20 protein-coding genes are annotated in these 22,630 nt (G+C 66.7%); 9 read left to right on the forward strand and 11 right to left on the reverse strand.

Going from position 1 to position 22,630, the window contains the following annotated elements; all coding sequences use genetic code 11:
* Window positions 1-15: 15 nt before the first annotated feature.
* The 6 genes from DPV74_RS03060 to DPV74_RS03085 form a co-directional block, all read right to left on the reverse strand.
* Window positions 16-2,661 carry a GH92 family glycosyl hydrolase gene (locus tag DPV74_RS03060; protein ID WP_119336482.1) on the reverse strand — a complete coding sequence of 882 codons (2,646 nt, stop codon included), beginning with the start codon at window positions 2,659-2,661 and terminating at the stop codon, window positions 16-18.
* Between the two features lie 69 nt (window positions 2,662-2,730).
* A complete protein-coding gene (locus DPV74_RS03065; RefSeq protein ID WP_119336483.1) occupies window positions 2,731-5,199 on the reverse strand; it encodes a GH92 family glycosyl hydrolase in 2,469 nt (822 codons plus the stop codon).
* Between the two features lie 328 nt (window positions 5,200-5,527).
* Entirely contained in the window at window positions 5,528-5,995 is a 468-nt protein-coding gene (locus DPV74_RS03070) for a cupin domain-containing protein (RefSeq protein ID WP_027789984.1), read from the reverse strand.
* A 240-nt stretch (window positions 5,996-6,235) separates the two neighbouring features.
* Window positions 6,236-7,588 (reverse strand): aminotransferase class V-fold PLP-dependent enzyme, encoded by a 1,353-nt coding sequence (locus tag DPV74_RS03075; protein ID WP_119336484.1) that lies wholly within the window; start codon window positions 7,586-7,588, stop codon window positions 6,236-6,238.
* A 25-nt stretch (window positions 7,589-7,613) separates the two neighbouring features.
* Window positions 7,614-7,913: a helix-turn-helix transcriptional regulator gene (locus tag DPV74_RS03080; protein ID WP_021160594.1), complete on the reverse strand. Its 300-nt coding sequence runs from the start codon at window positions 7,911-7,913 to the stop codon at window positions 7,614-7,616.
* Between the two features lie 174 nt (window positions 7,914-8,087).
* Window positions 8,088-8,975: a LysR family transcriptional regulator gene (locus DPV74_RS03085; protein ID WP_027789986.1), complete on the reverse strand. Its 888-nt coding sequence runs from the start codon at window positions 8,973-8,975 to the stop codon at window positions 8,088-8,090.
* A 132-nt stretch (window positions 8,976-9,107) separates the two neighbouring features.
* On the opposite strand from DPV74_RS03085, the gene DPV74_RS03090 reads away from it, so the two are divergent.
* Window positions 9,108-10,145 carry an aldo/keto reductase gene (locus DPV74_RS03090; protein WP_119336485.1) on the forward strand — a complete coding sequence of 346 codons (1,038 nt, stop codon included), beginning with the start codon at window positions 9,108-9,110 and terminating at the stop codon, window positions 10,143-10,145.
* Window positions 10,146-10,179: 34 nt separating this feature from the next.
* Here DPV74_RS03090 and DPV74_RS03095 read toward each other — a convergent pair whose 3' ends face one another.
* Window positions 10,180-11,844, reverse strand: coding sequence for an ABC transporter ATP-binding protein (locus tag DPV74_RS03095; RefSeq protein ID WP_119336486.1), 1,665 nt, complete (start codon window positions 11,842-11,844; stop codon window positions 10,180-10,182).
* Window positions 11,845-12,042: 198 nt separating this feature from the next.
* Between DPV74_RS03095 and DPV74_RS03100 the strand changes: the two genes are divergently transcribed.
* From DPV74_RS03100 to DPV74_RS03110, 3 genes are all read left to right on the forward strand, one after another.
* Window positions 12,043-12,345: a helix-turn-helix transcriptional regulator gene (locus DPV74_RS03100; protein ID WP_048021417.1), complete on the forward strand. Its 303-nt coding sequence runs from the start codon at window positions 12,043-12,045 to the stop codon at window positions 12,343-12,345.
* Between the two features lie 61 nt (window positions 12,346-12,406).
* Entirely contained in the window at window positions 12,407-13,402 is a 996-nt protein-coding gene (locus tag DPV74_RS03105) for a zinc-dependent alcohol dehydrogenase family protein (RefSeq protein ID WP_119336487.1), read from the forward strand.
* A gap of 154 nt (window positions 13,403-13,556) precedes the next feature.
* Window positions 13,557-14,033, forward strand: a complete 477-nt coding sequence (locus tag DPV74_RS03110) for a GNAT family N-acetyltransferase (protein WP_119336488.1) — start codon at window positions 13,557-13,559, stop codon at window positions 14,031-14,033.
* A gap of 186 nt (window positions 14,034-14,219) precedes the next feature.
* Here the strand turns inward: DPV74_RS03110 and DPV74_RS03115 are convergent, their stop codons facing one another.
* Window positions 14,220-14,945 (reverse strand): class I SAM-dependent methyltransferase, encoded by a 726-nt coding sequence (locus tag DPV74_RS03115; protein WP_119336489.1) that lies wholly within the window; start codon window positions 14,943-14,945, stop codon window positions 14,220-14,222.
* Window positions 14,946-15,138: 193 nt separating this feature from the next.
* Between DPV74_RS03115 and DPV74_RS03120 the strand changes: the two genes are divergently transcribed.
* From DPV74_RS03120 to DPV74_RS03140, 5 genes are all read left to right on the forward strand, one after another.
* A complete protein-coding gene (locus tag DPV74_RS03120) occupies window positions 15,139-16,146 on the forward strand; it encodes a hypothetical protein (RefSeq protein ID WP_119336490.1) in 1,008 nt (335 codons plus the stop codon).
* 258 nt (window positions 16,147-16,404) lie between these two features.
* Window positions 16,405-16,992: a DUF4410 domain-containing protein gene (locus tag DPV74_RS03125; RefSeq protein ID WP_027789994.1), complete on the forward strand. Its 588-nt coding sequence runs from the start codon at window positions 16,405-16,407 to the stop codon at window positions 16,990-16,992.
* 738 nt (window positions 16,993-17,730) lie between these two features.
* Complete coding sequence (locus DPV74_RS03130; protein ID WP_119336491.1) at window positions 17,731-18,540, forward strand: TlpA disulfide reductase family protein; 810 nt, start codon at window positions 17,731-17,733, stop codon at window positions 18,538-18,540.
* A 526-nt stretch (window positions 18,541-19,066) separates the two neighbouring features.
* Window positions 19,067-19,396, forward strand: a complete 330-nt coding sequence (locus tag DPV74_RS03135) for a SymE family type I addiction module toxin (protein ID WP_119336492.1) — start codon at window positions 19,067-19,069, stop codon at window positions 19,394-19,396.
* Window positions 19,393-19,713 carry a helix-turn-helix domain-containing protein gene (locus tag DPV74_RS03140; RefSeq protein WP_027789997.1) on the forward strand — a complete coding sequence of 107 codons (321 nt, stop codon included), beginning with the start codon at window positions 19,393-19,395 and terminating at the stop codon, window positions 19,711-19,713. Before DPV74_RS03135 ends, DPV74_RS03140 begins: the two co-directional genes overlap by 4 nt.
* Window positions 19,714-19,791: 78 nt before the next feature.
* Here DPV74_RS03140 and DPV74_RS03145 read toward each other — a convergent pair whose 3' ends face one another.
* The 3 genes from DPV74_RS03145 to DPV74_RS03155 all read right to left on the reverse strand — a co-directional run.
* Entirely contained in the window at window positions 19,792-20,196 is a 405-nt protein-coding gene (locus DPV74_RS03145; protein WP_021160608.1) for a hypothetical protein, read from the reverse strand.
* Window positions 20,197-20,456: 260 nt separating this feature from the next.
* On the reverse strand, window positions 20,457-22,049 hold the full coding sequence (locus DPV74_RS03150) for a DHA2 family efflux MFS transporter permease subunit (RefSeq protein ID WP_119336493.1): 1,593 nt from the start codon (window positions 22,047-22,049) through the stop codon (window positions 20,457-20,459).
* Window positions 22,046-22,630: HlyD family secretion protein (locus tag DPV74_RS03155; RefSeq protein ID WP_162922930.1), on the reverse strand; the 585-nt coding region annotated here is incomplete at its 5' end. The genes DPV74_RS03155 and DPV74_RS03150, both read right to left, overlap by 4 nt.

Consider the following 22,630-nt stretch of genomic DNA (forward strand, 5'->3'; position numbering starts at 1 on the left):
TGCTGTTGCCTGCTGCTACTTCCCTGCCAACGCCAGCGAAGGTGCGAGCGCGCTGTTCGGATCCTGACCGTTCCACTGGCTGACCCAACCATCGTTCGGCGTCGCCCCCATCACGAAATCGAGCGTGCCGCCGGCCTTCATCTCGTCGTACGTGATGTACGGCCGATGCAGCGGCACGCCGTTCAGGCTCACCGACTGCACATAGCGATTGACCGACGACGGCGCACCGCCGCCGGCCGTGTGCGCCGTCACGGTGAAGCGCCGCGACTTGCCGAACTTCAGCGCACCGCCGTCCCCGCCGCCCGATGCAACCGGGATGTCGATCGTCGCTTCCTCGAACAGCGGCGTGCCAAGGTAGAACACGCCGCCCACCGGATTCAGCGAATAGATGCCGAGCGCGGACAGCACGTACCACGCGGACAGCTGCCCGCAGTCGTCGTTGCCGGGAATGGCCGAATCGCGCACGCGGCGCGGGTCGGCCAGCGCGGCCTTCAGGCTGTCGCCGCTCAGCAACGCGCGATCGCCGGCCGTCAACGTCAGCGAGTACATATCGTCCATCACCGTGCGCACGCGGTCCTGTGTCTTCGACGGCATGCCCGCGACGTCGTACAGGTACGGCAGATGGTTCGCCGGCTCGTTCCCGGCGAAGAACTGGCCGCTGCGGCCGGTCAGGTCCGGAAAGCCCTGGTTGCCGAGGAAGGTCAGCGGGTTGGCCGGATCGAACGTGCGATCGAGCTGCGCGATGAACTGGCTTTTCCCGCCGAGCAACGCAACGAGCCCCGGGAAGTCGTGGAAGATGTTCCACGTATCGATCCACGCATTCGATTCGGAGAAGTCCGTCTTCTCCGCCGCCGTCGGGTCGAAGCCCGCCACCCAGTTGCCCTGCGCATCCTTCGGCTGCGAGAACTTCCAGCCGTTGTTCAGCGTCGGATTGAACACGTTCCGGTAATTCTGGCTGCGCTGCAGGTAGGGCCGGTAGTCGGCCGTGCTCTTGCCCGCCGCCTTGCCGACCGCGGCCGTCGCCCAGTCGTCGAACGCATAGTCCTGCGTCGTCGACACCGATGCGTTGTCGCCCGCATACACGTAGCCGCGCTGGCGGTACTGGTCGAAACCGTGCGCGCTCGCGCCCTGCGTGGTCGTCAACGCGGTCCAGATGTCGTCGATGCCCGCGCTCGTCAGGTGCTTCAGGTACGCATCGGCGATCAGCGGGATCGACGGGTGGCCGGCCATCGTGAAGGTTTCCGTTTGCGCGAGCGGCCACACCGGCAGCTCGCCCTTGCCGTTCTGCCTGAACTGCGTGAGCAGCGACTTGACCCAGCCGTCGACGCGCTCGGGCTGCACCAGCGTCATCAACGGCGACTCGGCACGGAAGGTGTCCCACAGCGAGAACGTCGACGAATAGTCGAAGCCCGGATTCGCGTGCTTGCTCGTCGTCGGCGGCGACGTCGTGCCGTCGTTGGTCGAATCGGTGCCGACGTAGCTGCCGTCCGCGTTGTTGTAGACGGTCGGCGCGAGCATCGTGCGATACAGCGACGTATAGAACATCGTCCGCTGGTCGGCGCTGCCGCCCTTGATCCTGATCCGTCCGAGCGCGTCGGCCCACACGCGTTCGGCCGCGCCGCGCACCTGGTCGAACGACTTCGCACCGACTTCCGCGGCGAGATTGGCCTGTGCATCCGCGAGGCTCGACGGCGAGATGCCGACCTTCACCGTAACCGCGCCGCTGTCGTTACCGTCGGCGAACGTCAGGTAGGCCTTGAAGCCGTCGGCGCTGAACGCGACGTGTTTCGTATCGAACGGCTTCGAGAAACGCGCGACGAAATACGTCGGCTTGTTGTTCGCCCAGTTGTTCGTGATCTCCCAGCCGGCGATCGTCTGCGCGTCGATGACCTGGATCTTGCCGCTCGCAGTCGAGCCGCCGATCGGGTTGTCGATGCTGACGATCATGCTGCGCTTCTGCGCAGCCGCGCTCGGGAAATACGTGTAGCGATGCACGCCCGCGTGCGCGGTGGCCGTCATCTCCGCGAGAATCTTCGCGCCCTTCACGTTCCACGGCGTGTTGCCGCTGCCGACCGGCGCCATCTTCACGCGGTAGTAGCCGGGGCTCGCGGTTTCGTCGTCGTGGCTGAACGACGCGTTGTAGGTGATCGACGCATCGGCGGCCACCTTGGCCAGCGTCGCGGTGTCGACCGGCGCCAGCGTCGGCAGGAACCGCACTTCGCCGCCCGAACCGATGCCGGTGCCCGACAGGTGCGTGTGCGTGAAGCCGGTAATGAGCGGATCGTCGTACTGATAGCCGGACGTGCGATCCCAGTTCCACGGCAGCGTGTGCGCGCCGCCGGTCGTGTCCGGCCCGAGCTGCACCATGCCGAACGGCACGGTCGCGCCCGGGTACACGTGGCCGTGGCCGCGCACGCCGCTGCTCCAGTCCGCGTTGATGTCGAGGTTCGCGGTGCCGATCATCGGATCGACGCTGCGCAGCAGCGACCGCTTGCCCGCGCCGCCGTTCTCGCCCTGGTCGTTCTGATCGCCCTGGCCGTTCTGGTTGCCCTGCGCGTTCGACATCTGCGCGAGCACGCTCGCGTCCGTCGAAGCCTGATCGCCCCCGCACCCCGACAACACGGCAAGGCACCCGATACCCACCACATGACGTAGCTTCATCCGTTCGTCCCTCCCTCTCTCTCTGCGTCGATCCTGTCGGCAAGAACCGCTCGTTGGTCTTCTCGACCGTTACGGCGCGCCGGCCGCCTGCGGGAACGACGGCATCGCGGATGCGTCGGTGCCCCACGTCGCCGCGCTCGCGTCGGCCGTCATCGAATACGACAGCTTTCCGCCCTTCACGATGTGCTCGAACGGCAGCCACGCGGTCGGGTAAGGTGCGCCGTTCAGCTTCAGCGACTTCACGTAGAACGACGCGGCATCGCCCGAACCCGCGCCCGGCGCGACGATGTGCAGCAGGCGGTAGCTGCCGTCCTGCTGGCCGACGCGCACGACGATCTTCTCGAACTGCGGGCTCGACAGCGCAACGCCGCTCACGCCCGGCACGACCGGGTAGAGACCGAGCGCGGCCCACACGTACCAGCCCGAGATCGCGCCGAGATCGTCGTTGCCGGGCAGCCCGGCCGCACCGGTGCCGAACGCGTTCGCGAGCGACGCGTGCAGCACGCGCTGCGTATGCGACGGCGCGCCCGCCCATGCATAGACCCACGGCACGGCCATCGTCACTTCGTTGCCGACGTAGAAATACGGCTGCACGGTGCCGATGTTCAGGTGCGTGAAGAACGTGTCGAGCCGCTTGACGACCGGTGCGGCGCCGCCGGCCTGCGCGACCACGCCGCCGAGATCGTGCGGCACGTACCACGTGTATTGCTCCGAGTTGCCTTCCATGAAGCCGGTGCCGTCGGTGACCCACGCGCCCGCCGACGTCTTCGGCTGGATCGCGTTCCTGTCGAACACGTTCTGCCAGTTGCCGCTCGACTTCAGCAGCGTGCCGGCCGTCGCCGTATCGCCGAGCGCCGTCGCGAAGCGCGACACCGCGAAGTCGCGCACCGCATATTCGAGCGTGTTCGACGCGGTCTGGTTGTCGCCCGGGCCCGACGACGGCACGTAGCCGAGCCGGTCGTAATCCGCGCGGCTGCCCATCACCGGCGTGCCGGCGCATGCGGCGCCCGGCGTCGTGCTGCGCTTCATGATCGACAGCGCGGCCTGCGTGTCGAAGTTCGTCGCGCCGAACGCATGCGCGTTCGCGACGATGATCGAGCCCGCATCGCCGGGCATCACGGCCGTCTCGGTATTGAAGTACGCCCAGCGCGGGAACGCGCCGCACGCTTTTGCATCGAGCACGAGCGACTGCACGATGTCGCTGGTCCGCACCGGATCGAGCAATGCCTGAAGCTGCATGAACGAGCGGTCGATGTCCCAGCCGGAGAAGTTCGCGTACATCGTGCGGCCTTGCTCGACCTGACGGGTCGGCGCGGCCGATGCGCCGTTCGACGCGTAGAAGTCCGGATACTGGCCATTCACGTCGTTGAACACGTTCGGGTGCAGCGACGCGTGATACAGCGCGGTGTAGAACTTCGTCTTGTCGGCGTCGCTGCCGCCCGTGACCTGGATCGCGTTCAGGCGCGCGTTCCACGCGGCGCTCGCCGCGCGGCGTACCTTGTCGAAACGCCAGTTCCGGTTGCCCTGCGCATCGGTGCCCGGATTCTCGGCGAGCAGGTTCGCCTTCGCATTCGCTTCGCTGACGAACGAAATGCCGAGCTTCATCATCACGTCCGGGTGCTTGCGGTCGACATTGAACGTCAACGCCACGGGGCTGTCGTTCGACAGCGCCGGCTTCACCGCGAACGGCTGGCTGAATTCCGCGTAGTAGTAGACGGGCACCGCATGCCCGGCCCAGCAGAATCCGCCGCCCGCGATCGTGCCGGACAACGCGCGGTCGCCGACCTGGCTGATCGTGTCGCCCGTCGAGCCTTGCGCGCGGTTGTTCAGCACGGTCGGATCGATCGCGATCGTCGCCTGCTGGCCCTGCGCGAGTGCCGGATACGTGAAGCGCGCGAAGCCGGTGCGCAGCGTCGTCGTCAGTTCGGCCTTGATGCCGTTGCCGAGCGTGACGCCGTAATAGCCGGCCTGCGCGGTCTCGTTCGCGTGGCTGAAGCTGGCGGGGGTGCCGGCGTCGCCGGGCGCGAGCTGCGGCATCACGTTCAGGTAGCCGCCGTTCGCCCAGCAGCCGGTGCCGCTCAGGTGCAGGATGCTGAATGCGTTGATCGACGTGTCGCCGTACCAGTAGCCGCCGGAGAAGCCGGAGCCGTCGCCTTTGCGGCTGTCGTACTGGGCGGTGGGCGTCATCGGGCTCCACTGCATCATCCCGAACGGGACCGTCGGCCCCGGGAACGTGCCGCCGCCCAGACCCGAGCCGACCGGGTCGGCCGGCTGGTCGGTCGCGTAGTCGGTACCGATCAGCGGATTGACGTACTGAACGACGCGAATGTCGGCGTTCTTCTTCGATGCTGCGTTGTCGTTGTCGTTTCCATTGCCGTTGCCGCTGTTGCCGCTGTTGCCGTCTTCGTTGCCTTGCGACTGTGCCGCGGCCGACAGATTCGAAGCGGCTGCCGACGGCGAATCGCCATCGCCCCCGCACGAAGCCAAGCCAACACAAAGCGCCAGCAGCGCCGCTCCCAACCCCCAGTTCCTCGACATCGCCTGTCTCCGTTTCGTTCTTGAATCAAGCTGCTGGTTCGAACTACTGAGCTTTAAATCAGGAATCTTTTCGTGACTTGTCGCGTACGCGGTCAATCGGTCGAAACTGCCGGACGCGTGTATTTATTTCCGTACCCGGATGCCCGAAAAAGACGCGCCGGCAGGTCGAAATGCCGGCACCCGGGAATGGACAATGCGCACAAGCGTGCCCAAATAAACGTGGTTTCTCTACCCCGTATTTTTACGAATTTTTATTTTGTTTATCTAAACAATAGGTAATTGATTCGGTTTTTTATACGGAATTCGACATTGCGAATGCGATCGGCAATCAGGGCTGTTTCGGCAGCTCGACATAGTCTTCAAGCTCGCCGGCGATATAAAGCCGCTTGCCGATACGCGGGTATTCGCAGACATCGTGTTCGAGCCGCTGCCCGCCGACGAGCAGCTCCAGCGGCGCATCGCCGGTGTTCTGCACCGTATGCGCTTCACCGCCGCGCGGAAAGCCGATGAAATCACCGGGCCCGATTTCACTGACGCGTTCGCCGATCGTGACCGAGCCCGTGCCGGACAGCACGTAGACGAATTCTTCTTCGTACAGATGACGGTGATACTCGGCCGATTCGTGACCGGGCATCAGCGTGAGCAGGTGGATACCGAATTGCGTCAGGCCGGTCAGGTCGCTGAGTTGTCGTTTGAGCCGGACGGCATTGGGATTCAGCGAATGCACCGCGCGCGTCGGTTCCATCTTCGCGATATCGGCGGCCTTCAGCAGTTCCCGGGGAAAGGGAGTCGACATGGGGATCTCGCAAGCGTGAATGCATCGGTTGAACGCTGCGCCGGCGCGGCGCGCGCAGCGGCTATTGTCCGACATTTTCACGCTGGCAGCCGTGGCATCCGCACCGCCGTCGCACACGGCTCACACGCCCCCGTTCGTCGCGCGAGCGCGTCGATGCGAATGGTGCGCGCCGCGCTGCACGTCATCGAATGCACGAAAGTTGCGCCCGCCGACGTGACGGGCGCGGACGCCGCAGGACGCTCAGCGCACGTGCACGCCGCGCAACGCCGTCAGCAACGCGACGAGCCGATCGATGTGCGCATCTTCCGTGCGCCACGACGACACGCTGATCCGGAACGCCCGCCGCCCCTGCCACACGGTCGCGCCGAACCACACGTCGCCCGATGCCTGTGCGGCTTCGAGGATCGCCGCGGTTTCGTCGTCGGTGCCGGCGCGCACGAGCACCTGGTTCAGCACGACGCGGTTCAGCACGTCGTAGCCGGCCGCACGCAGGCCGTCCGCAACCCGCGCCGCCTGCGCGCAATGCCGCTCGACCATCGTCGCCACGCCGGCGCGGCCGAGCGCACGCAACGCAGCCCACACGGGAATGCCGCGCGCGCGCCGCGAGAATTCGAGGTTCAGGTTCTTCTGCGCATCCTGTGCGCCGCTCAGGTAGACGGCATCGCTGTTCATCGCGGTGGCGAGCGCCGCCGCGTCGCGGCAGATCACCATCGCGCCGTCGTACGGCGTGTTGAGCCACTTGTGGCCGTCAGTCGTCCAGCTGTCCGCGCCGTCGATGCCGTCCGTCAGCGCGCGCTTCGACGATGCGCGTGCCCACAGGCCGAACGCGCCGTCCACGTGCACCCATGCGCCGGCCGCCTTCGCGGGCGGAATCAGCGCCGCGAACGGATCGAATTCGCCGGTGTTCACTTCGCCGGCCTGCACGCAGAGGATCGTCATGTCGTCGAGCGGCGGCAACTGGGCGGGGTCGATGCGGCCGTGCGCATCGACCGGCGCGACGACGATGCGCTTCATCCCGAAGCCGAGCACGCGCAGCGCCTTCTTCACCGTGATGTGCGCGAGCGCGGAAATCACGACCTTCACTTCGGGCGCGCCGATCAGGCCGTCCTCGTCGATATCCCAGCCCTTGCGCGAGAGCAGCGCGCGCCGCGCGGCCACCAGCGCGACGAGCGTGCAGGCTGTCGCGCTCGTACCGAACCCGACCGCGCTGCCTTCGGGCAACGCAAGCGCATCGACCACCCAGCGTGCGGCCTGGCGTTCGATCGTCGCCGCGACCGGCGAATTCGCGTACGACGACGCGCACTGGTCCCACGCGAGCATCAGTCGCTCGGCCGCGGCAGCAGCCGGGAGCGCCGCGCCGATCACGAAGCCGAAGTAGTTCGGGCCGTTCGACGCGACCGTCGCGGGGGTGCCGTGCTCGTCGAGCAGGCGCAGCACGTCGTCGGCCGGGCGGCCCGCGTCGGGCAGCGGCTCGTCGAAGGCGGCGAGGCCGGCCAGCGCGGCCGCGTCGGGAAACGCGCGTCGCTCGCCGGTTGCGGCCAGATACGCGTGCGCGCGCCGGTCGGCGTCGGCCAGCAGTGCAAGTTCGTCCATGTCGGTTGCCTCGGGGGAAATGGAATCAGAGTTGCGAGAGATCTTGGCCGAGCTGCTGCAACGCGCCGTCGATCCGCTTGTAGTACGTGAACTTGCCGACGCGGGTCGCCCGCACGAGCCCGGCATCCGCGAGGATGCGCATGTGGCGCGTGGTCGTGGCCGGCGCGATGCCGAGCTTCTCGGTGATGTACGTGCAGCACACGCCGAGCTCGTCGAAGTCGCCGTGCGGCTGCGGCGGGAAATGCTTGCGCGGCTGCTTGAGCCAGCGCATCACGGCCAGACGGCTTTCGTTGGCCAGGGCGCTGATGCGGGTAACGTCGTCCATGGGGTGCGGTTTCGTTTGACGTTTCGAATATTAGCTAAATGACGAAGTGTGGGCAATCGGTTTGAAGGACGATTGCGGCTGGCGATGTGGTGTGCACGGGCGTTGCGTCGACACGCGACGCAAGCGCGGCGGAATCGCTGCTTCAACGTTTCGCGACAGCCCGTGTAATCTGCGTCACGCCGCAGTCAGTGCCTGCGCCAGCCGGTCGATCAGCGCACGCACGCGCGTCGGCTGCGCGGCACGGCCCGGATACACGATCTGCAAGTCGACGTCGCCCGGCGAGAAGTCGCGAAGGATCTCGACGAGCGCGCCGGACGCCAGGTCCTGCTCGACGTCGACCAGCGACTTCAGCGCGACGCCATGCCCCGCGATGCACCACGCCCGCACGAGCGCGCCGTCGTTGGCCACGCGCCGGCCGCGTACCATCACGCGCTTCGGTTCGCCATCGATGCTGAACGGCCATTCGGCATACAGGTCCGGCCCGAAACGCATCACGAGGCAGTCGTGAGAAACGAGATCGTCCGGATGCGTTGGCGTGCCGTGCGCGGCGAGATACGCAGGCGACGCACATACCACGCGCCGCGCGCGGCCGAGCGAGCGGCTGCGCAGCGAACTGTCCGCGAGCGTGCCGCGGCGAATCGCGAAATCGAGCCCCTGCCCGACGAGATCGACGTAACCGTCGCCGAGATGCAGGTCGACCGTCACACCTGGATGCTCTGCCAGGAACGCATCGACGACGGGCACCACGCGCTCGCGACCGAGATCGGCCGGTGCGCTCAGCCGCACGGGCCCCGACAATGTCTGCACACCCAGCCGCACGCGGCTTTCGAGTTCGTCGGCTTCGGCCAGCAGGCGCCGCGCGCCGTCGACGAGCGTGCGGCCCTCGTCGGTCAGGCTGATCGCGCGCGTCGTGCGCGTGAGCAGCGCCGCGCCGTAGTGACGCTCGAGCGCCGTCAGTCGCTCGGACACCGTGGCCGGCGACAGCCCGACCTCGCGGCCCGCCGCAGCCAGCCCGCCCTTCTCCACGATGCGCAGGAACAGCGCGAGATTGTCGAGCAGCATTGTTCGCTCCTTCCGAAGGATATTTTCGAAGCCTGCCCGATTATCCGAAATGTCCGCAAGCGATACAGTGCGGCAACGCTCGATGTCACGGCCGTCCGCCCCGACGCTTCGATCATCCACAGGAAACCCGCCATGGAATACCGCACCCTCGGCCGCTCCGGCCTCAAGGTTCCCGTCCTGAGCTTCGGCGCCGGCACATTCGGCGGCACCGGCCCGCTGTTCAGCGCATGGGGCAACACGGGCGTCGACGAAGCGCGCCGCCTGATCGACATCTGCCTCGAAGCCGGGGTGAACCTGTTCGACACGGCCGACGTGTATTCGGACGGTGAATCCGAGCGCGTGCTCGGCGCCGCGATCAAGGGACGTCGCGACCAGGTGCTGATCTCGACGAAGACGGGCCTGCCGACCGGCGACGGCCCGAACGACGCGGGCACGTCGCGCGCGCGACTGGTCCGTGCGGTCGACCACGCGCTGCGCCGCCTCGACACCGACTACATCGACCTGCTGCAACTTCATGCGTTCGACGCGGGCACGCCGGTCGAGGAAGTGATGTCGACGCTCGACGATCTCGTGCGCGCGGGCAAGCTGCGCTACATCGGCGTGTCGAACTTCGCGGGGTGGCAGATCATGAAGTCGCTGGCGGCGGCGGATCGGCACGGCTGGTCGCGTTACGTCGCGAACCAGGTCTACTACTCGCTCGTCGGCCGCGACTACGAGTGGGACCTGATGCCGCTCGGCGCCGACCAGGGCCTCGGCGCACTCGTGTGGAGCCCGCTCGGCTGGGGCCGGCTCACCGGCAAGATCCGGCGCAACGCGCCGCTGCCCGAAGGCAGCCGCCTGCATGAAACGGCGAGCTACGGGCCGCCGGTCGACGAAGCGCGCCTGTACGACGTGGTCGATGTGCTCGACGCGATCGCGGAGGAAACCGGCAAGACGGTGCCGCAGATCGCGCTGAACTGGCTGCTGCAACGGCCGACCGTGTCGTCGGTGATCATCGGCGCGCGCAACGAGGAACAGTTGCGCCAGAACCTCGGCGCGGCAGGCTGGGCGCTGACCGATGCGCAGGTCGCGAAGCTCGATGCGGCGAGTGCCGTCGAAGCGCCTTATCCGTACTTCCCGTATCGCCGGCAGGCGGCGTTCGCGCGGCTCAATCCGCCGCTGCGCGGGTAAGGGACGGTAGCGGCGACGCGGTTGCGTGCCTGTGTCAGGCCGGCACGCCTGCCCGGCCGAGCCGCACGACCTTGTCGGCCGCGCCGATGACCGAGCGCCGGTGGGTGATCGCGATCACCGTGACATCGCGGGCGAGCAGTCGCACGTGTTCCATGATGTCGCGCTCCGTCGCTTCATCCAGCGCGGAACTCGCCTCGTCGAGAAACAGTACGGTCGGGTTGCCGTACAGCGCCCGGGCGATCGCGATGCGCTGGCGCTCGCCGCCGGACAGCTTCAGCCCGCGCTCGCCCACCGTCGTGCGGAAGCCGTCCGGCAGGCCGTTGATGAACGTCAGGATCGCGGCCCTCGCAGCGGCTTCCCGCAAACGCCGAGCATCGTGCGGCCGGCCGAGCAGAATGTTGTCCTCCAGGCTTTCGTTCAGCAGCACTACGTCCTGCGGCACGACGGCGACCGCACCGTACCAGTCGGCGCGGTCGATGTCCGCGAGATCGACGCCGTCGACGAGAATGCGCCCGCCGGTCGGTTCGATCGACTTCAGCGCCAGCTTGAAGATCGTCGATTTCCCCGCCCCCGTTTCGCCGACGATGAACGTGACGGCCCCGCGCTCGGCGACGAAATCGACATCGGTCACGCCGCGCCCATTGCCGTACGCGTAGCCGACATGATCGAACACCACGCGCCCTTCGCGCGGCACGAACGCCGATGCGTGCGACACCTGCCGCTCCTCGGGTGCCGCCCAGAGCGCCGCGAACGGCACGAGGGCCGCGCGGGAGCGCGCACTCTCGTCGATCGAGCGCGCGAGCATTTCGAACGGCAGGTTCAGTTGCAACAGCAACGTGTTGAACAGCACGATGTCGCCGATCGACAGCGCACCGGCTTCATGGCGCGGCAGCAGCAACCAGAACGTCACCGAGAACTGGACCGCGAGGCAGAGACCCAGCAGCGCGAGATAGCCGACGTGCTGCAGCACGTATGCGCGCCAGCTGTCGCGCTCGACGCGCGCTTTCTCGGAGAAACGTTCGCTCATCCACCGATGGCTGCCGAAATGCCGAAGCGTCTCCATCGCATTGATCGCGCCGCCGACGAAACGCGCATTCTCCTGCCCGGCCTCGATGGCGCGGTCGAGAAACGCGCGCGAGCGCCGCGCGGCAACGATCGCGATCGTCACTGCGACCGCGCCGTAGGCGGCCGTAATGGCCACGACCTCGAAATTGATCAGCGCGCCGAGCGTGGCGAGCGTCAGCACGATCTGAAGCGTGCCGGGGATCAGGTCCATCAGCGCGAGTTGCACGAGCACCGACAGTGCGCGGCTGCCGCGTTCGTTCGCACTCTGGATTTCAGCCGGATTGTGTTCGACGAAGAAGGCCGTGGTCTTCTTCAGGATGCGCTCGAAGAAGCGCGTGCCGGTGATGAATCCGAGATTCTTGGAACTGGTGAAGGACAGGTACTGCACCACGCGTTGCAGCGCGCTGGACAGGCCCAGCAACACCGCATAGAGCACAAAGCCCGGGATCAGCGCATGGAGCACGCCGCGATGCGACAGCGCGTCGATCAGGCGCGAGAACAGATAGGGCGCGGCGACGGCGCTCGCACTCGACAGCACGACGACCGCCGCGACCGTCAGCAGCATCCAGCGATCGGCCTTCCAGTAGGCTCGCAGCACCTCGACAATCGGATTCGGCGCGTGGTGTTCGTTCATGACGCGAAAAACCGGGGGCGACCCGGATGGCGACAGACGGCCGAAAAGTCTAACAGACCGAAAGCAAAGACACGGCGGCGTTCGGGTGGCATGGCGGCAGCAACGCGGGGCCTTCGAAGACCGGTTAGCCCTGGACACTACCAAACGGCGGATGCCCCTCACATTGACATATCGGTAAATCTCGATATACTCCGCGCCATGGAATTGCTCGACATTTTCAAGGCCCTCTCGAACCGGACTCGTCTCGAGATCCTGCAAGGCTTGAAGGATCCCGTGAAAAACTTCCCTCCGCAGGACGAAGGGGACGTGCTCACGGTGGGCGTTTGCGTCAGCAGCATTCAGGAGGGTGTCGGGCTGTCGCAGTCGACGGTGTCCGATTATCTTGCCACGCTGCAACGCGCCGGCCTGGTCGAGGTCAGGCGCATCGGTCAGTGGACCTACTACAAGCGCAACGAAGCAGCCATCAGTGCGCTTGCCAAGGCCATTGGCAAAGAGCTGTAATTTTTTGCCGCATCATATCGATAATTCCCGATATCCCTTTTTATCGAAACGAGGAGTTCCAATGAAAGCGCTCATGCTCAAATCATTTGGCGGCCCGGAATCGTTCGAACTGCGTGACGTACCCAAGCCCGCGCCGCACGCGGGACAAGTTCTGGTCCGCGTCCATGCGACGTCCATCAACCCGCTGGACTATCAGGTCCGGCGTGGCGACTATCCCGACCTGGTGCCGCTGCCGGCCATTACCGGGCATGACGTCTCCGGCGTGGTCGAAGCAGTCGGGCCGGGTGTGACGGCCTTCTCTCCGGGAGACGAAGTCTGGTACACCCCGCAAATCTTCGACGGGCCGGGCAGTTATGCCGAGTACCACGTTGCCGCCGAAAACATCGTCGGGAAGAAGCCGCCGTCACTGAGCCATCTCGAAGCGGCAAGCCTGACCCTGGTCGGCGGGACGGCATGGGAAGCACTGGTCGTGCGCGCGGCGCTGCGCGTGGGCGAAAGCATTCTGGTACACGGTGGCGCGGGAGGCGTCGGCCATGTGGCGATCCAGCTCGCCAAAGCCATCGGCGCGAGGGTGTTCACGACCGTGCGCGCAGCCAACGTCGAATTCGCCCGAAGTCTGGGGGCCGATGAGGTCATCGACTACGAAAAGGACGATTACGTCGACGCCGTCATGCGGACCACGGATGGCCGCGGAGTCGACGTCGTGTTCGACACCATCGGCGGCAACACCTTGTCGCGCAGCCCCGACGCGCTCGCACAGCTTGGCCGCGTCGTCACGATCGTGGACATCGCACAGCCGCAAAACGTCATTCAGGCCTGGGGCAAGAACGCGAGCTATCACTTCGTTTTCACGAGGCAAAACCGCGGCAAGCTGGACGAGTTGAGCGCGTTGGTTGCGCGCGGACAGCTGCGGCCACACGTCGGCGCCGTCTATTCCCTTGCCGATATTCCGCTCGCCCATGCCCGGCTGGAAAGTCCCCGCCACGGTGTTCGAGGAAAGATCGCGATCGCGGTCGAGCCGTCGACTCATCTCGACCGTGTTGCCGCGTCTTCATGAGCCTGTTGCGCGGATGCTCGACCGTTGGCCGTGGCACCATGAAATGTAGTCGTCATGGGCCTACCGATGGTGCCGCGAACGTCCTATCGTAGAAACCTGCGACGCGCCGGCCGGATCGGAGGCGCGCGCCCTTCTCATCGAAAGGTCCGTCAACATGAACGCCAACGAAACAGGACTGACCGTACGCGCGGTCGCTGAAAACGACTACGACCAGTGGCTGCCGCTATGGGACGGCTATAACCGCTTCTACGGCCGCTTCGACGATACGGCCCTGCCGATGCGCATCACGCAGCTCACGTGGTCGCGCTTCTTCGACGGCTACGAGCCCGTCCATGCTTTCGTCGCGGAGCGCGACGGCAAGCTCGTCGGGCTCGTGCATTTCCTGTATCACCGCAGCACGACGCACGCCGGGCCGGTCTGCTACCTGCAGGATCTGTTCACGCTCGACAGCGAGCGCGGCAAGGGCGTCGGCCGCGCGCTGATCGAAGCCGTGTACGACACCGCGCGTGCGCATCGCGCCGAACGCGTGTCCTGGCAAACACACGAATCGAACCACACGGCGATGCGGCTCTACGACACCGTCGCGGAAAAACCCGGGGCCGTGCTCTACCGGAAGGAGCTGTTGCGCTGAAACGGATGAAAACGGGAGTCGGAATGCTGGCCGTTTCACGTCGACAGGCCACAGTCGCCCAGGGGACACAAGATCCGTCATTCCATCGGTTGCTGTATCCCCACGGCTACCAATTCAACGTGTCAATTTGTGTTCTCTTCCGTACAGGCGAACCCATCGTCGTCGCCCGACATTGACCGCCCGCGCTCACCCCACCGGCCGCGCCTTGATCCACAGAAACAGCGGCACGCGCGCCCACTGCTTCAGTTGATCCGTATCGGCGTGGTCGGGCGGCGGCTCGCGCAGCGACACGATCGCGAACCCGGCCGCTTCCAGCGCGTCCATATACGCCTGCAGCGGCAGCGACCAGCCGGCGAAATGCATGGACAGCCCGTCGCGCATTTCCACGCCGTCGAAGTACGCGCGCCCGAAATAGCTGCCCTTCAGCACGAACGGCGCATCGGGTTGCGGCCCCGCGAAGCCGCCGCGATCGCGAAACGGATGCACGAGCGAGATGAACAGCAGCCCGCCCGGCTTCAGCACGCGGCGCGCCTCGTTCAGCGCGCGCTGCATGTCGTCGAGATCCATCAGCACGTTGTATGCCATCACGAGATCGAAGCTGGCCGCGTCGAACGGCAGCGACGCCGCGTCGGCCAGCTCGTAGCGATGCGCGGAATCCGCATGACGGGCGGCGTCGAGCATCGCGGGCACCACGTCGGTCGCGGTCACGTCATAGCCGAGCGCCTTCAGTTCGCGGCTCACGCGGCCTTCGCCGCAGCCGATCTCCAGCGCGCGGCCGGTGTCGCGGCCGATATAGGCCGCGAGCCCCGCGCGGTATTTCCAGAACGCATCGTGCCCGGGCTTGCCGGCCCAGCCGATCCATTGGTCGGCGACCTGTGTCCAGTGTTCGGTGATGGCTTTCGTGTCGGTCATGCGCGCTCCCGCCCGGTGTGCGTCGTTGGCTCAGGATGCGCATGGTAAGCCGATGCGGCGGAACACGCGACCAGGCTGTGCCGCGCGGCCGGTTTCCGTTTCCGGCGACGACGTTCTACAGTGACATAAAACAATCCGCGCCGCCGCGCGTCGCCCCCGCCCGGCGATGCGCACCCGATTCCGAGGACATCCCATGCCGAGCATCCTGGCCGCGCCCGCCAATCTCCCCCCGAGCCACGTCGCGGCGGAAACCCGCATGGTGCACGACGTCGCGACGCTGAAGCCGTCCGACTACCGTTCGGCGGACGGCATGTCGTGGGTCATCTCCACCATCACGCCGGCCGCGGACAGCGGATCGAACGTGACCGGCACGACGTACTTCGACACCGCGAAAGGCCGGACCGTCCCGGTGCCCGACGCGCGGCGTCGCTATGCGAATCGCGGCACGTGGCAGGTCGTCGCGAGCTCGAGCCCTGCCGTGCCCGCCACCGGCCGCTACGACTGGCTGACGCTCGCCTGGCTGCCGATCAACCGGCGGCCGCTGCCGCAAACGCCCGAACACCTGTATTCGCCGTTCATTCGCGGCGGCACGATCGTGTATCGATGGAATCCGGCGGCGGAAGGCGGCGAGCAGTTCGGCAACGTGCGGATGATCTTTCCGGAATGGACGCAGCAGGTGGCCGATGCGTTGCGGTCTGCGCCGGCAGCGTCGCCGGACGGCGCCAGCACGTCGGCCGCACCGTCGGCGCTCGATCGCCTGACAGCGGACACGAACCCGATGGCCGCCGTGCTCGACTTCGGCGACGCACTGCGCGACGAGCCGGTTGAGCGAATCGTCGCGCGGCTGCCGGCGCTGCTGCGTGTGAAGGACCTGCACGAACTGTCGGCGATCGTGTTCCTGTGCCTGTCCGGATCACGCGCAGAAGACCGGCCACGCCTCGCCGAAGCGATCAACGGATCGATCGCGTCGACCGACGACAGCGCACGCCTGCTCGCGATTGCATATGGCGCGTTCGCGGCCGGCCGGGCACGGCCCCATCCGTTCAACGATGCGGGGCAGGCCGCGCGTATCAACGACGTGTTCGGCGCGTTGAAGCGGCGGACCGCGGCGCTCGACGTGCCGGTCGCGGAAGGGTCGCCGTGGTACGAGTTCTTCACGGCATATCGGCTCGGCGGGGCGGCGCCGGGTAACAACCCGTGACGATACGCACGTAGCCGGTGCCGCCGCGGCGGAAGCCAGCCTCCCGCTTGCGCGTGGAACCGGTCGCTCCGGCGAGCCGTGCGCCGTCATCGCCCGTCAAGTGAGCGGCGCAAGTCTGCATCGGCGCCGAAGGCCGCGACGAATCCGGATCAAATGGATTGTTCGATCTATTCGACCATTTGAACCGGATCGCCCTGTGCTAGATTCCCGCCCGGCCATAGAGCCATCTCAAATAACCCGAACTAAAAAGACCAAATCATGAAATCTGTATTCCGTCATGCCGCTCTGGCATTGGTGACGATCGGCTTCCTGTCGGGCTGCGCCAGCAGCGTGACACGCGACGCCAGCGATCCGGCGGGGGCCGCCGTGACCGCATCGACGATGAAATTCGGCACGAAACCCGTGGTCGTGAAGGTCACGCTCGACAATACCGCGCAGGAAGCGTTGAAAGACAACCTGAAGTTCGACGCGAAGAAACTGCAGGAAAAAATCGAAAGCGCACTGGACGCACGCAAGCTGCTGGCAAAAGCGGATTCGACCGATGCAATGCACCTGAACGTCGAAGTCAACGGCATTCGCGTGCGCTCGAGCTTCTCGGCCGTCATGTTCGGCTTCATGGCGGGCAACGATCACGTCGACGGCACCGTGACGCTCGTCGACGCCGACAATCATCAGATCGACCGCTTCAAGGTATCGGCTTCGTACGCGCTCGGCGGCATCGCCGGCGGCATGGACGATACGCGCATGAACTGGTTGTACGAGAAGTTCACCGAGCAGACGCTGACGACGCTCGAACCGGCGGCCGGCGCGCAACAGGCGAACGCCACGCAGACGAAGACGCAGTAATGCCCGACGCCCGGCGGGCCGCGGATGCGCGGCCCGCCGGGCGGCAGCGGTCGCGCTCATCCGCCGGCGACGATGCGGATGTCGCACGCAACGATCGTCGCCGACCGGGGCCTTTCAGCCTGCCCGCCAGTCACCGGCCATGCCCCGCCTCTCACCGCGCGCGGCATTACTGAATCGCCGAACTCCTCAATACGGTCGCAAGCCACGCTTGCGCAAATGCTCAGCCATCAGTCGGCCGATCAGCAACGACGGTTCATATGTGTTGCCCTCATCGGAACCCTGTGCCAGCCACCAACCTGGCGCCACGCGGTGCGCGAGTGACTGCCCGGTGCCCGTATCCGGCCACGATCCCGTTCCATCGAATCAGCCGGCATGAATCGGATCGCGGCCGAGCCCATCCGCCGCCACAACGCATTCACGATTGCATGTGAAACGACGGGAATGCAGCCGCTCGGGGGAACCGACCGTCAGGCAGAGATCCCTTTCGAGACACCGGCGGACACCACGCCAGACCGGCGACCGCATTGTCGACGAGCGATTCGCAACCGATCATCAGACCAGCCTGAACGACCGCGCACTGACCGAACAATGACGGCATCCCGAATATGCACACGCCGCGCCGGGAACCCGCACGCATCGGGCCATGTCGAATCGCATCACGACCGTTGACCGCATCGCCTTCATCGGCCGATCATCGTCCTCCTGCCCCCGCTCGATCAAGTCGCCCCTTTCCTGCTCATGTTAAGCATCGGTCCCTTCTCGATCCGCGTCGTCGCGGTGGCCGTCGCCGCGCTGCTCGCGTGGCTCGTCGCCCGTTTCATCCAGCGCCGCCCGCCGGACGGCCAGCACAAGACCGCATCGAGCCTGATCCTCGATACCTTGCTGCTCGGGCTGATCGCCGCGCGCATCGGCTACGTCGCGCAGTGGTGGCACGAGTACGCCGCCGCGCCTCGCTCGATCGTCGCGCTCGGCGACGGCGGTTTCGACTGGCGCATCGGCCTCGCGGCCGGAATCGTGTTCGCGGGCTGGCGCCTGCGCCGCCTGCCCGCGCTGCGTCGCCCGGTGCTGGCCGGCATGCTCGCGGGCCTCGCCGCGTGGGGCATCGCGCAGGGCACGCTCGCAACGTTGCAGCACGGTGCGCCGCCGCTTGCCGCGTTGCGGCTCGAAGCGCTCGACGCCACGCCAGTGCCTGCGCAACGCTTCGCGGGCAAGCCGGTCGTCGTGAACCTGTGGGCCACGTGGTGCCCGCCGTGTCAGCGCGAAATGCCGATCCTCGCGCAAGCGCAGCAGGATCATCCGGGGATGACGGTGCTGATGGTCAACCAGGGCGAAGACGCGCAAGCGGTGCGCGCGTTCCTCGAACAGAAAGGGCTGCGGTTCGATCACGTGCTGCTCGATCGCACACTGCACGCGATGCAGGCCTACGGTTCGCGCGGGCTGCCGACGACGCTCTTCTTCGACGCGAAAGGCAATCTCGTCGAATCGCACATGGGCGAGATCACCGCCGCGCGGCTGAAGGACGCCGTCGCGGACCGCTTCGGCCAGTAACGCGCGTCGGCCGAAAGGCCGCGGCATCGCTGCGTCACATCCGCGCCTCGACCGCGGCGAGCCGGGCCGGGAGATGAACACGCTGCACGCATGATTCGCTGCCGCCGTGACGGAAAGCACGGCGGCTTCCCGCGCAAGTTCGGGCGGCCCTGCACGACGCCCATGACATCCTCGTGCGACGTGTGGCAGGCGAATCGGAGCATTCGACCGACACGCTTTCTGACATATCGTCAATAAAGTGACGACGCGGCCCGCCGGCGCAATCGCCGGGGAAGCGTTTCGCAGCAAGCCTGCAAGACATCGGTGCGTCCGTCAGTGCAGACGAAGGCGCTCCGGACCGACACCTGATGCCGGCCGATCTCGGCTAGAGTGATTGCACGTTTTCGCCTGGAATGCCATTTCATTTCGCCATGCCAACCATGTGACGGGATGCCGATCGAAATCCACTGCGTAAACGAGCGCGGCCCGCGCGTGCACTACCACGCGCGGGCCGCTGACCACAACCCACTCAGTACAGGAGTCAGTCATGGCTGACGGGAATCATAACGCACCGGTTCGCTTTCACGATTGTTCCATGCCCGCTCGCACGTCTTTTCAGACTCGCCGCATCGTTCCACATCTCAGGCTCGCCGACACGGCACCGCCGGCCCTCCATCTGTGGATAAAGCTGTCCGGCCGCTGGATCGACGCAGCGGGTTTCGAACCCGGGCAGCGCTTGCGGATCGAGGTGATGCACAAGCGGCTGGTGGTCACGCCGATCGAAGAAGCGCCCGGCGACGATATCGGCCAGGATGCCGATCGCTCGACAGGCCAGCCGCGGCCGACGTTCTCGGTGATCACGGGAGGCGCGCAATGAATCGCAACGACTCGCGACAACGTGCCGGCACCTTGCCGGCCGACTTCGGCCTCGATGACGCGGGCGCACTGTCGGCCAAATCCGCGCTCGTCCTGAAGATCAACGCACTGACCGTCTCGCGCGGCCTGAGCGAAGACGAGGCTGCGGCGCTCGCGGAAATGGCCCGGCCCGTCGTCACGCCCGAGCAACGCGAAAGACTCCGGAACGTCTCGCTGGAACTGCTGATGCAGACGCTGGCGTCGCTGGGCCAGCAGGTGGAAATCGTGGTGCGGCCTGCGGGGCCACCGCATTCGGCAGGCATCACGGTTTCAGTCTGACGGTCGGCAAAGGAACGAAGGGGGCGTAGCGGCCGGGCCCGGCCGCCCCGCGTTCCGACGATGCGCCGGACCTGACGGTCAGGGGCGCGACAACACCATCACACGACCCGACACGCGCTGCAGCTTCAGCCAGCCCGTATCGGCCGTAAATTGAAGCTGCTGCAGCGGAAAATCGAACTCCGCGCGCTGCGCGGCGCTGATCACCGCATCGGCGATCCAGCGGATCAGTTCCTTGCCTTCGTCGGTCGTTTGGTGGCCGTTCTGGACACCATAGAAATAGCGGTTCCCGGCGTTGACCTCGTTCTGAACCTGCATCCAGTGCCCCGGCAGGCCCCGCTGCGTCCTGAACAGGTCGGCCACCCGCTGCGTCGTCAGTCCGCGCGCCCACAATGCGCCGTTCACGGCGGGGCGCGCCAGGTTGTGGCGATCGGCTTCCTGGGCTTGCTCCTTGATGTCGCCTTTCAGGGAATCGGGTTTCGTCATGACGCTTTCCTCGCGATGGGCCCGACAAAGGGCCGGTTGAATGGACAAGGACCACGGAGAGGAGGGGCCTGAAGCGCGGATCTGCGCGACCCTGGCGTCCGTGGCCACCACGAACGACAGGCCGGCGACATGCGCCGGCCTGGCTCACGATATCGGCCGCAGGCCGGTCGTCCCGCCTGCGCCGGGTGAACGATACGCCCATTGCAGGAATTCTTCGCCTGTCAGGTATGTCAGGCTTCGATATCGGGCGTCCGTCCCCATCACGCTGTCCTTTTCCCCTTCAACAGGAACGCCGCCGCCGTACATCCAGCCATCGCAACACCCGCGATCAGGAACGTATCGCTGTACGCCATCAACAGCGCCTCACGCATCACGCGCTGGTTCACGAGCGCGAGTGCCAGCTCGTGCACGCCGCCGGTCGCCGAACCCGGCAACGCATCGGCACGCGGCACATGCACGCGCGACAGCAGCCGCACCAGCATCGCCATGCGTTCCTGAAATGCTTCCGAGAACGGCGTCACGGCCTCGCCGATCCGCATCGCATGCAGCTTCTGCCGCTCGACGACGATCTGGCTCGCCACCGCGATGCCGATCGCACCGCCGACGTTGCGCACCATGTTGAACACGCCGGACGCCGAACCGAGCTGCGCCTTCTCGATCCCGTCGACGGCCATCACCGACAGCGCGATCACGACGAGCGACTGCCCGATCCCGCGCACGACGAGCGACGGCACGATCACGTTCGATGCGGCGTCGGCGGTCAGGTGGATGTTCATCAGGCAGCCCGCCGCGACGAGCACGAAGCCGAGCACGATCGTCGCGCGCGGGCTCGTGCGGCGCATCAGCGGCGGCGTCAGGAACGACATCACGAACTGCACGAGCCCGTACGGGATCATCGCGAGGCCGATGTCGCGCGCGCTGTAGCCGTGCAGCTCGGCGAAGTAGTTCGGCACGAGGAACACGACGCCGAACACCACCGCGCCGAACAGGAACTGCATCAGGCTCGCGATCCCGAAGTTGTAACGGCCGAGCAGCCGCAGGTTGATGAACGGCGCCTCGCGCCGCAGCTCGATCGCGACGAACGCGACGAGCCCCGCCACCGCGACGATCGACAGCTCGACGATCAGGTCGGACGCGAACCAGTCCTTGCGCCCGCCCTCCTCCAGCACGATCTGCAGCGCGCTCAAGCCGATCGCCATCGTCGCGATCCCGAACCAGTCGGCCTGGCGCAGCTTCGACAACTGCACGGGCACCGGGCGGATCGCCCACGCGATCGCCGCGATCAGCGCGATCGCGGGCGGAATCTGCAGATAGAAGATCCAGCGCCACGAATACATGTCGGTGAGCCAGCCGCCGAGCGACGGCCCGGCCGCCTGCGCGACGTTGTTCGCGACCGCGAACAGCGCCATCCCGAGCGGATGCTTCGACGGTGGCAGCTCGGTGACGATCAGCTGGAACGACAGCGGAATCAGCACGCCGCCGAACGCGCCCTGCAGCGCGCGCGCGACGATCATCGTCGAAATGGTCGGCGCGACCGAGCACGCGATCGAGAACGCGAGGAACCCCGTTGCGCCGACGAGCAGCACGCGGCGCGCGGAGAACACCTGCACGAGCCAGCCGGTGAGCGGAATCACGACGATCTCGGCAACGAGGTACGCGGTCGAGATCCACGAGCCTTCCTCGAAGCTCGCGCCCAGCGACCCGCGGATGTCGGGCAGCGACGCGTTCGTCACGTGCACGTTCATCCCCGCCATGAAGCAGCCGAACACGCCGCCGAGCACCGCGACCCACGCGCGCAGCGAGACGGCTTCGTCGTGCGCGGCCTGCGCGCCCCGCGATGCCGCGGCCGTCACGATCCGGCTCCCGGCGTGCCGCGCGTATCGACGCGCGCGATCACCGACATGCCGGGCCTCAGCACGAGGCCCGGCGGCGGCGCATCGAGGCGGATCTTCACGGGTACGCGCTGCACGATTTTCGTGAAGTTGCCGGTCGCGTTGTCGGGCGGCAGCAGCGCGAATTCGGCGCCCGAGCCCGGGGCGAGCCCGAGCACGCGGCCGTGCAGCGTGCGGCCCGAGTAGGTATCGACGTCGATCTCGACCGGCTGCCCGTCGCGCATCGCGCCGAGCTGCGTCTCCTTGAAGTTCGCGACGACGTACACGTCGCGCAGCGGCACGACCGCGAGCAACGGCATCCCGACCTCGACGTACTGGCCCGCGCGCACCGCCCGCTGGCCGATCGTGCCGTCGCGTGTCGCGCGGATCACCGTGTGCTCGAGATCGAGTTGCGCCAGCGCGAGCTTCGCGCGCGACGCCGCGAGCCGCGCACGCGCCTGCTCGATCGCGGCCGTGCTTTGCGCACGGCGCCGGCGCAACACCGTCTGCTGGTCGTCCTGCGCGCGCACGACCGCACCGGCGCGCGCCAGTTCCGCGCGCGC

The sequence above is a fragment of the Burkholderia sp. HAN2018 genome (genome assembly GCF_024704855.1).
In the GTDB taxonomy this organism is placed as follows: Bacteria; Pseudomonadota; Gammaproteobacteria; order Burkholderiales; family Burkholderiaceae; genus Burkholderia; species Burkholderia cepacia.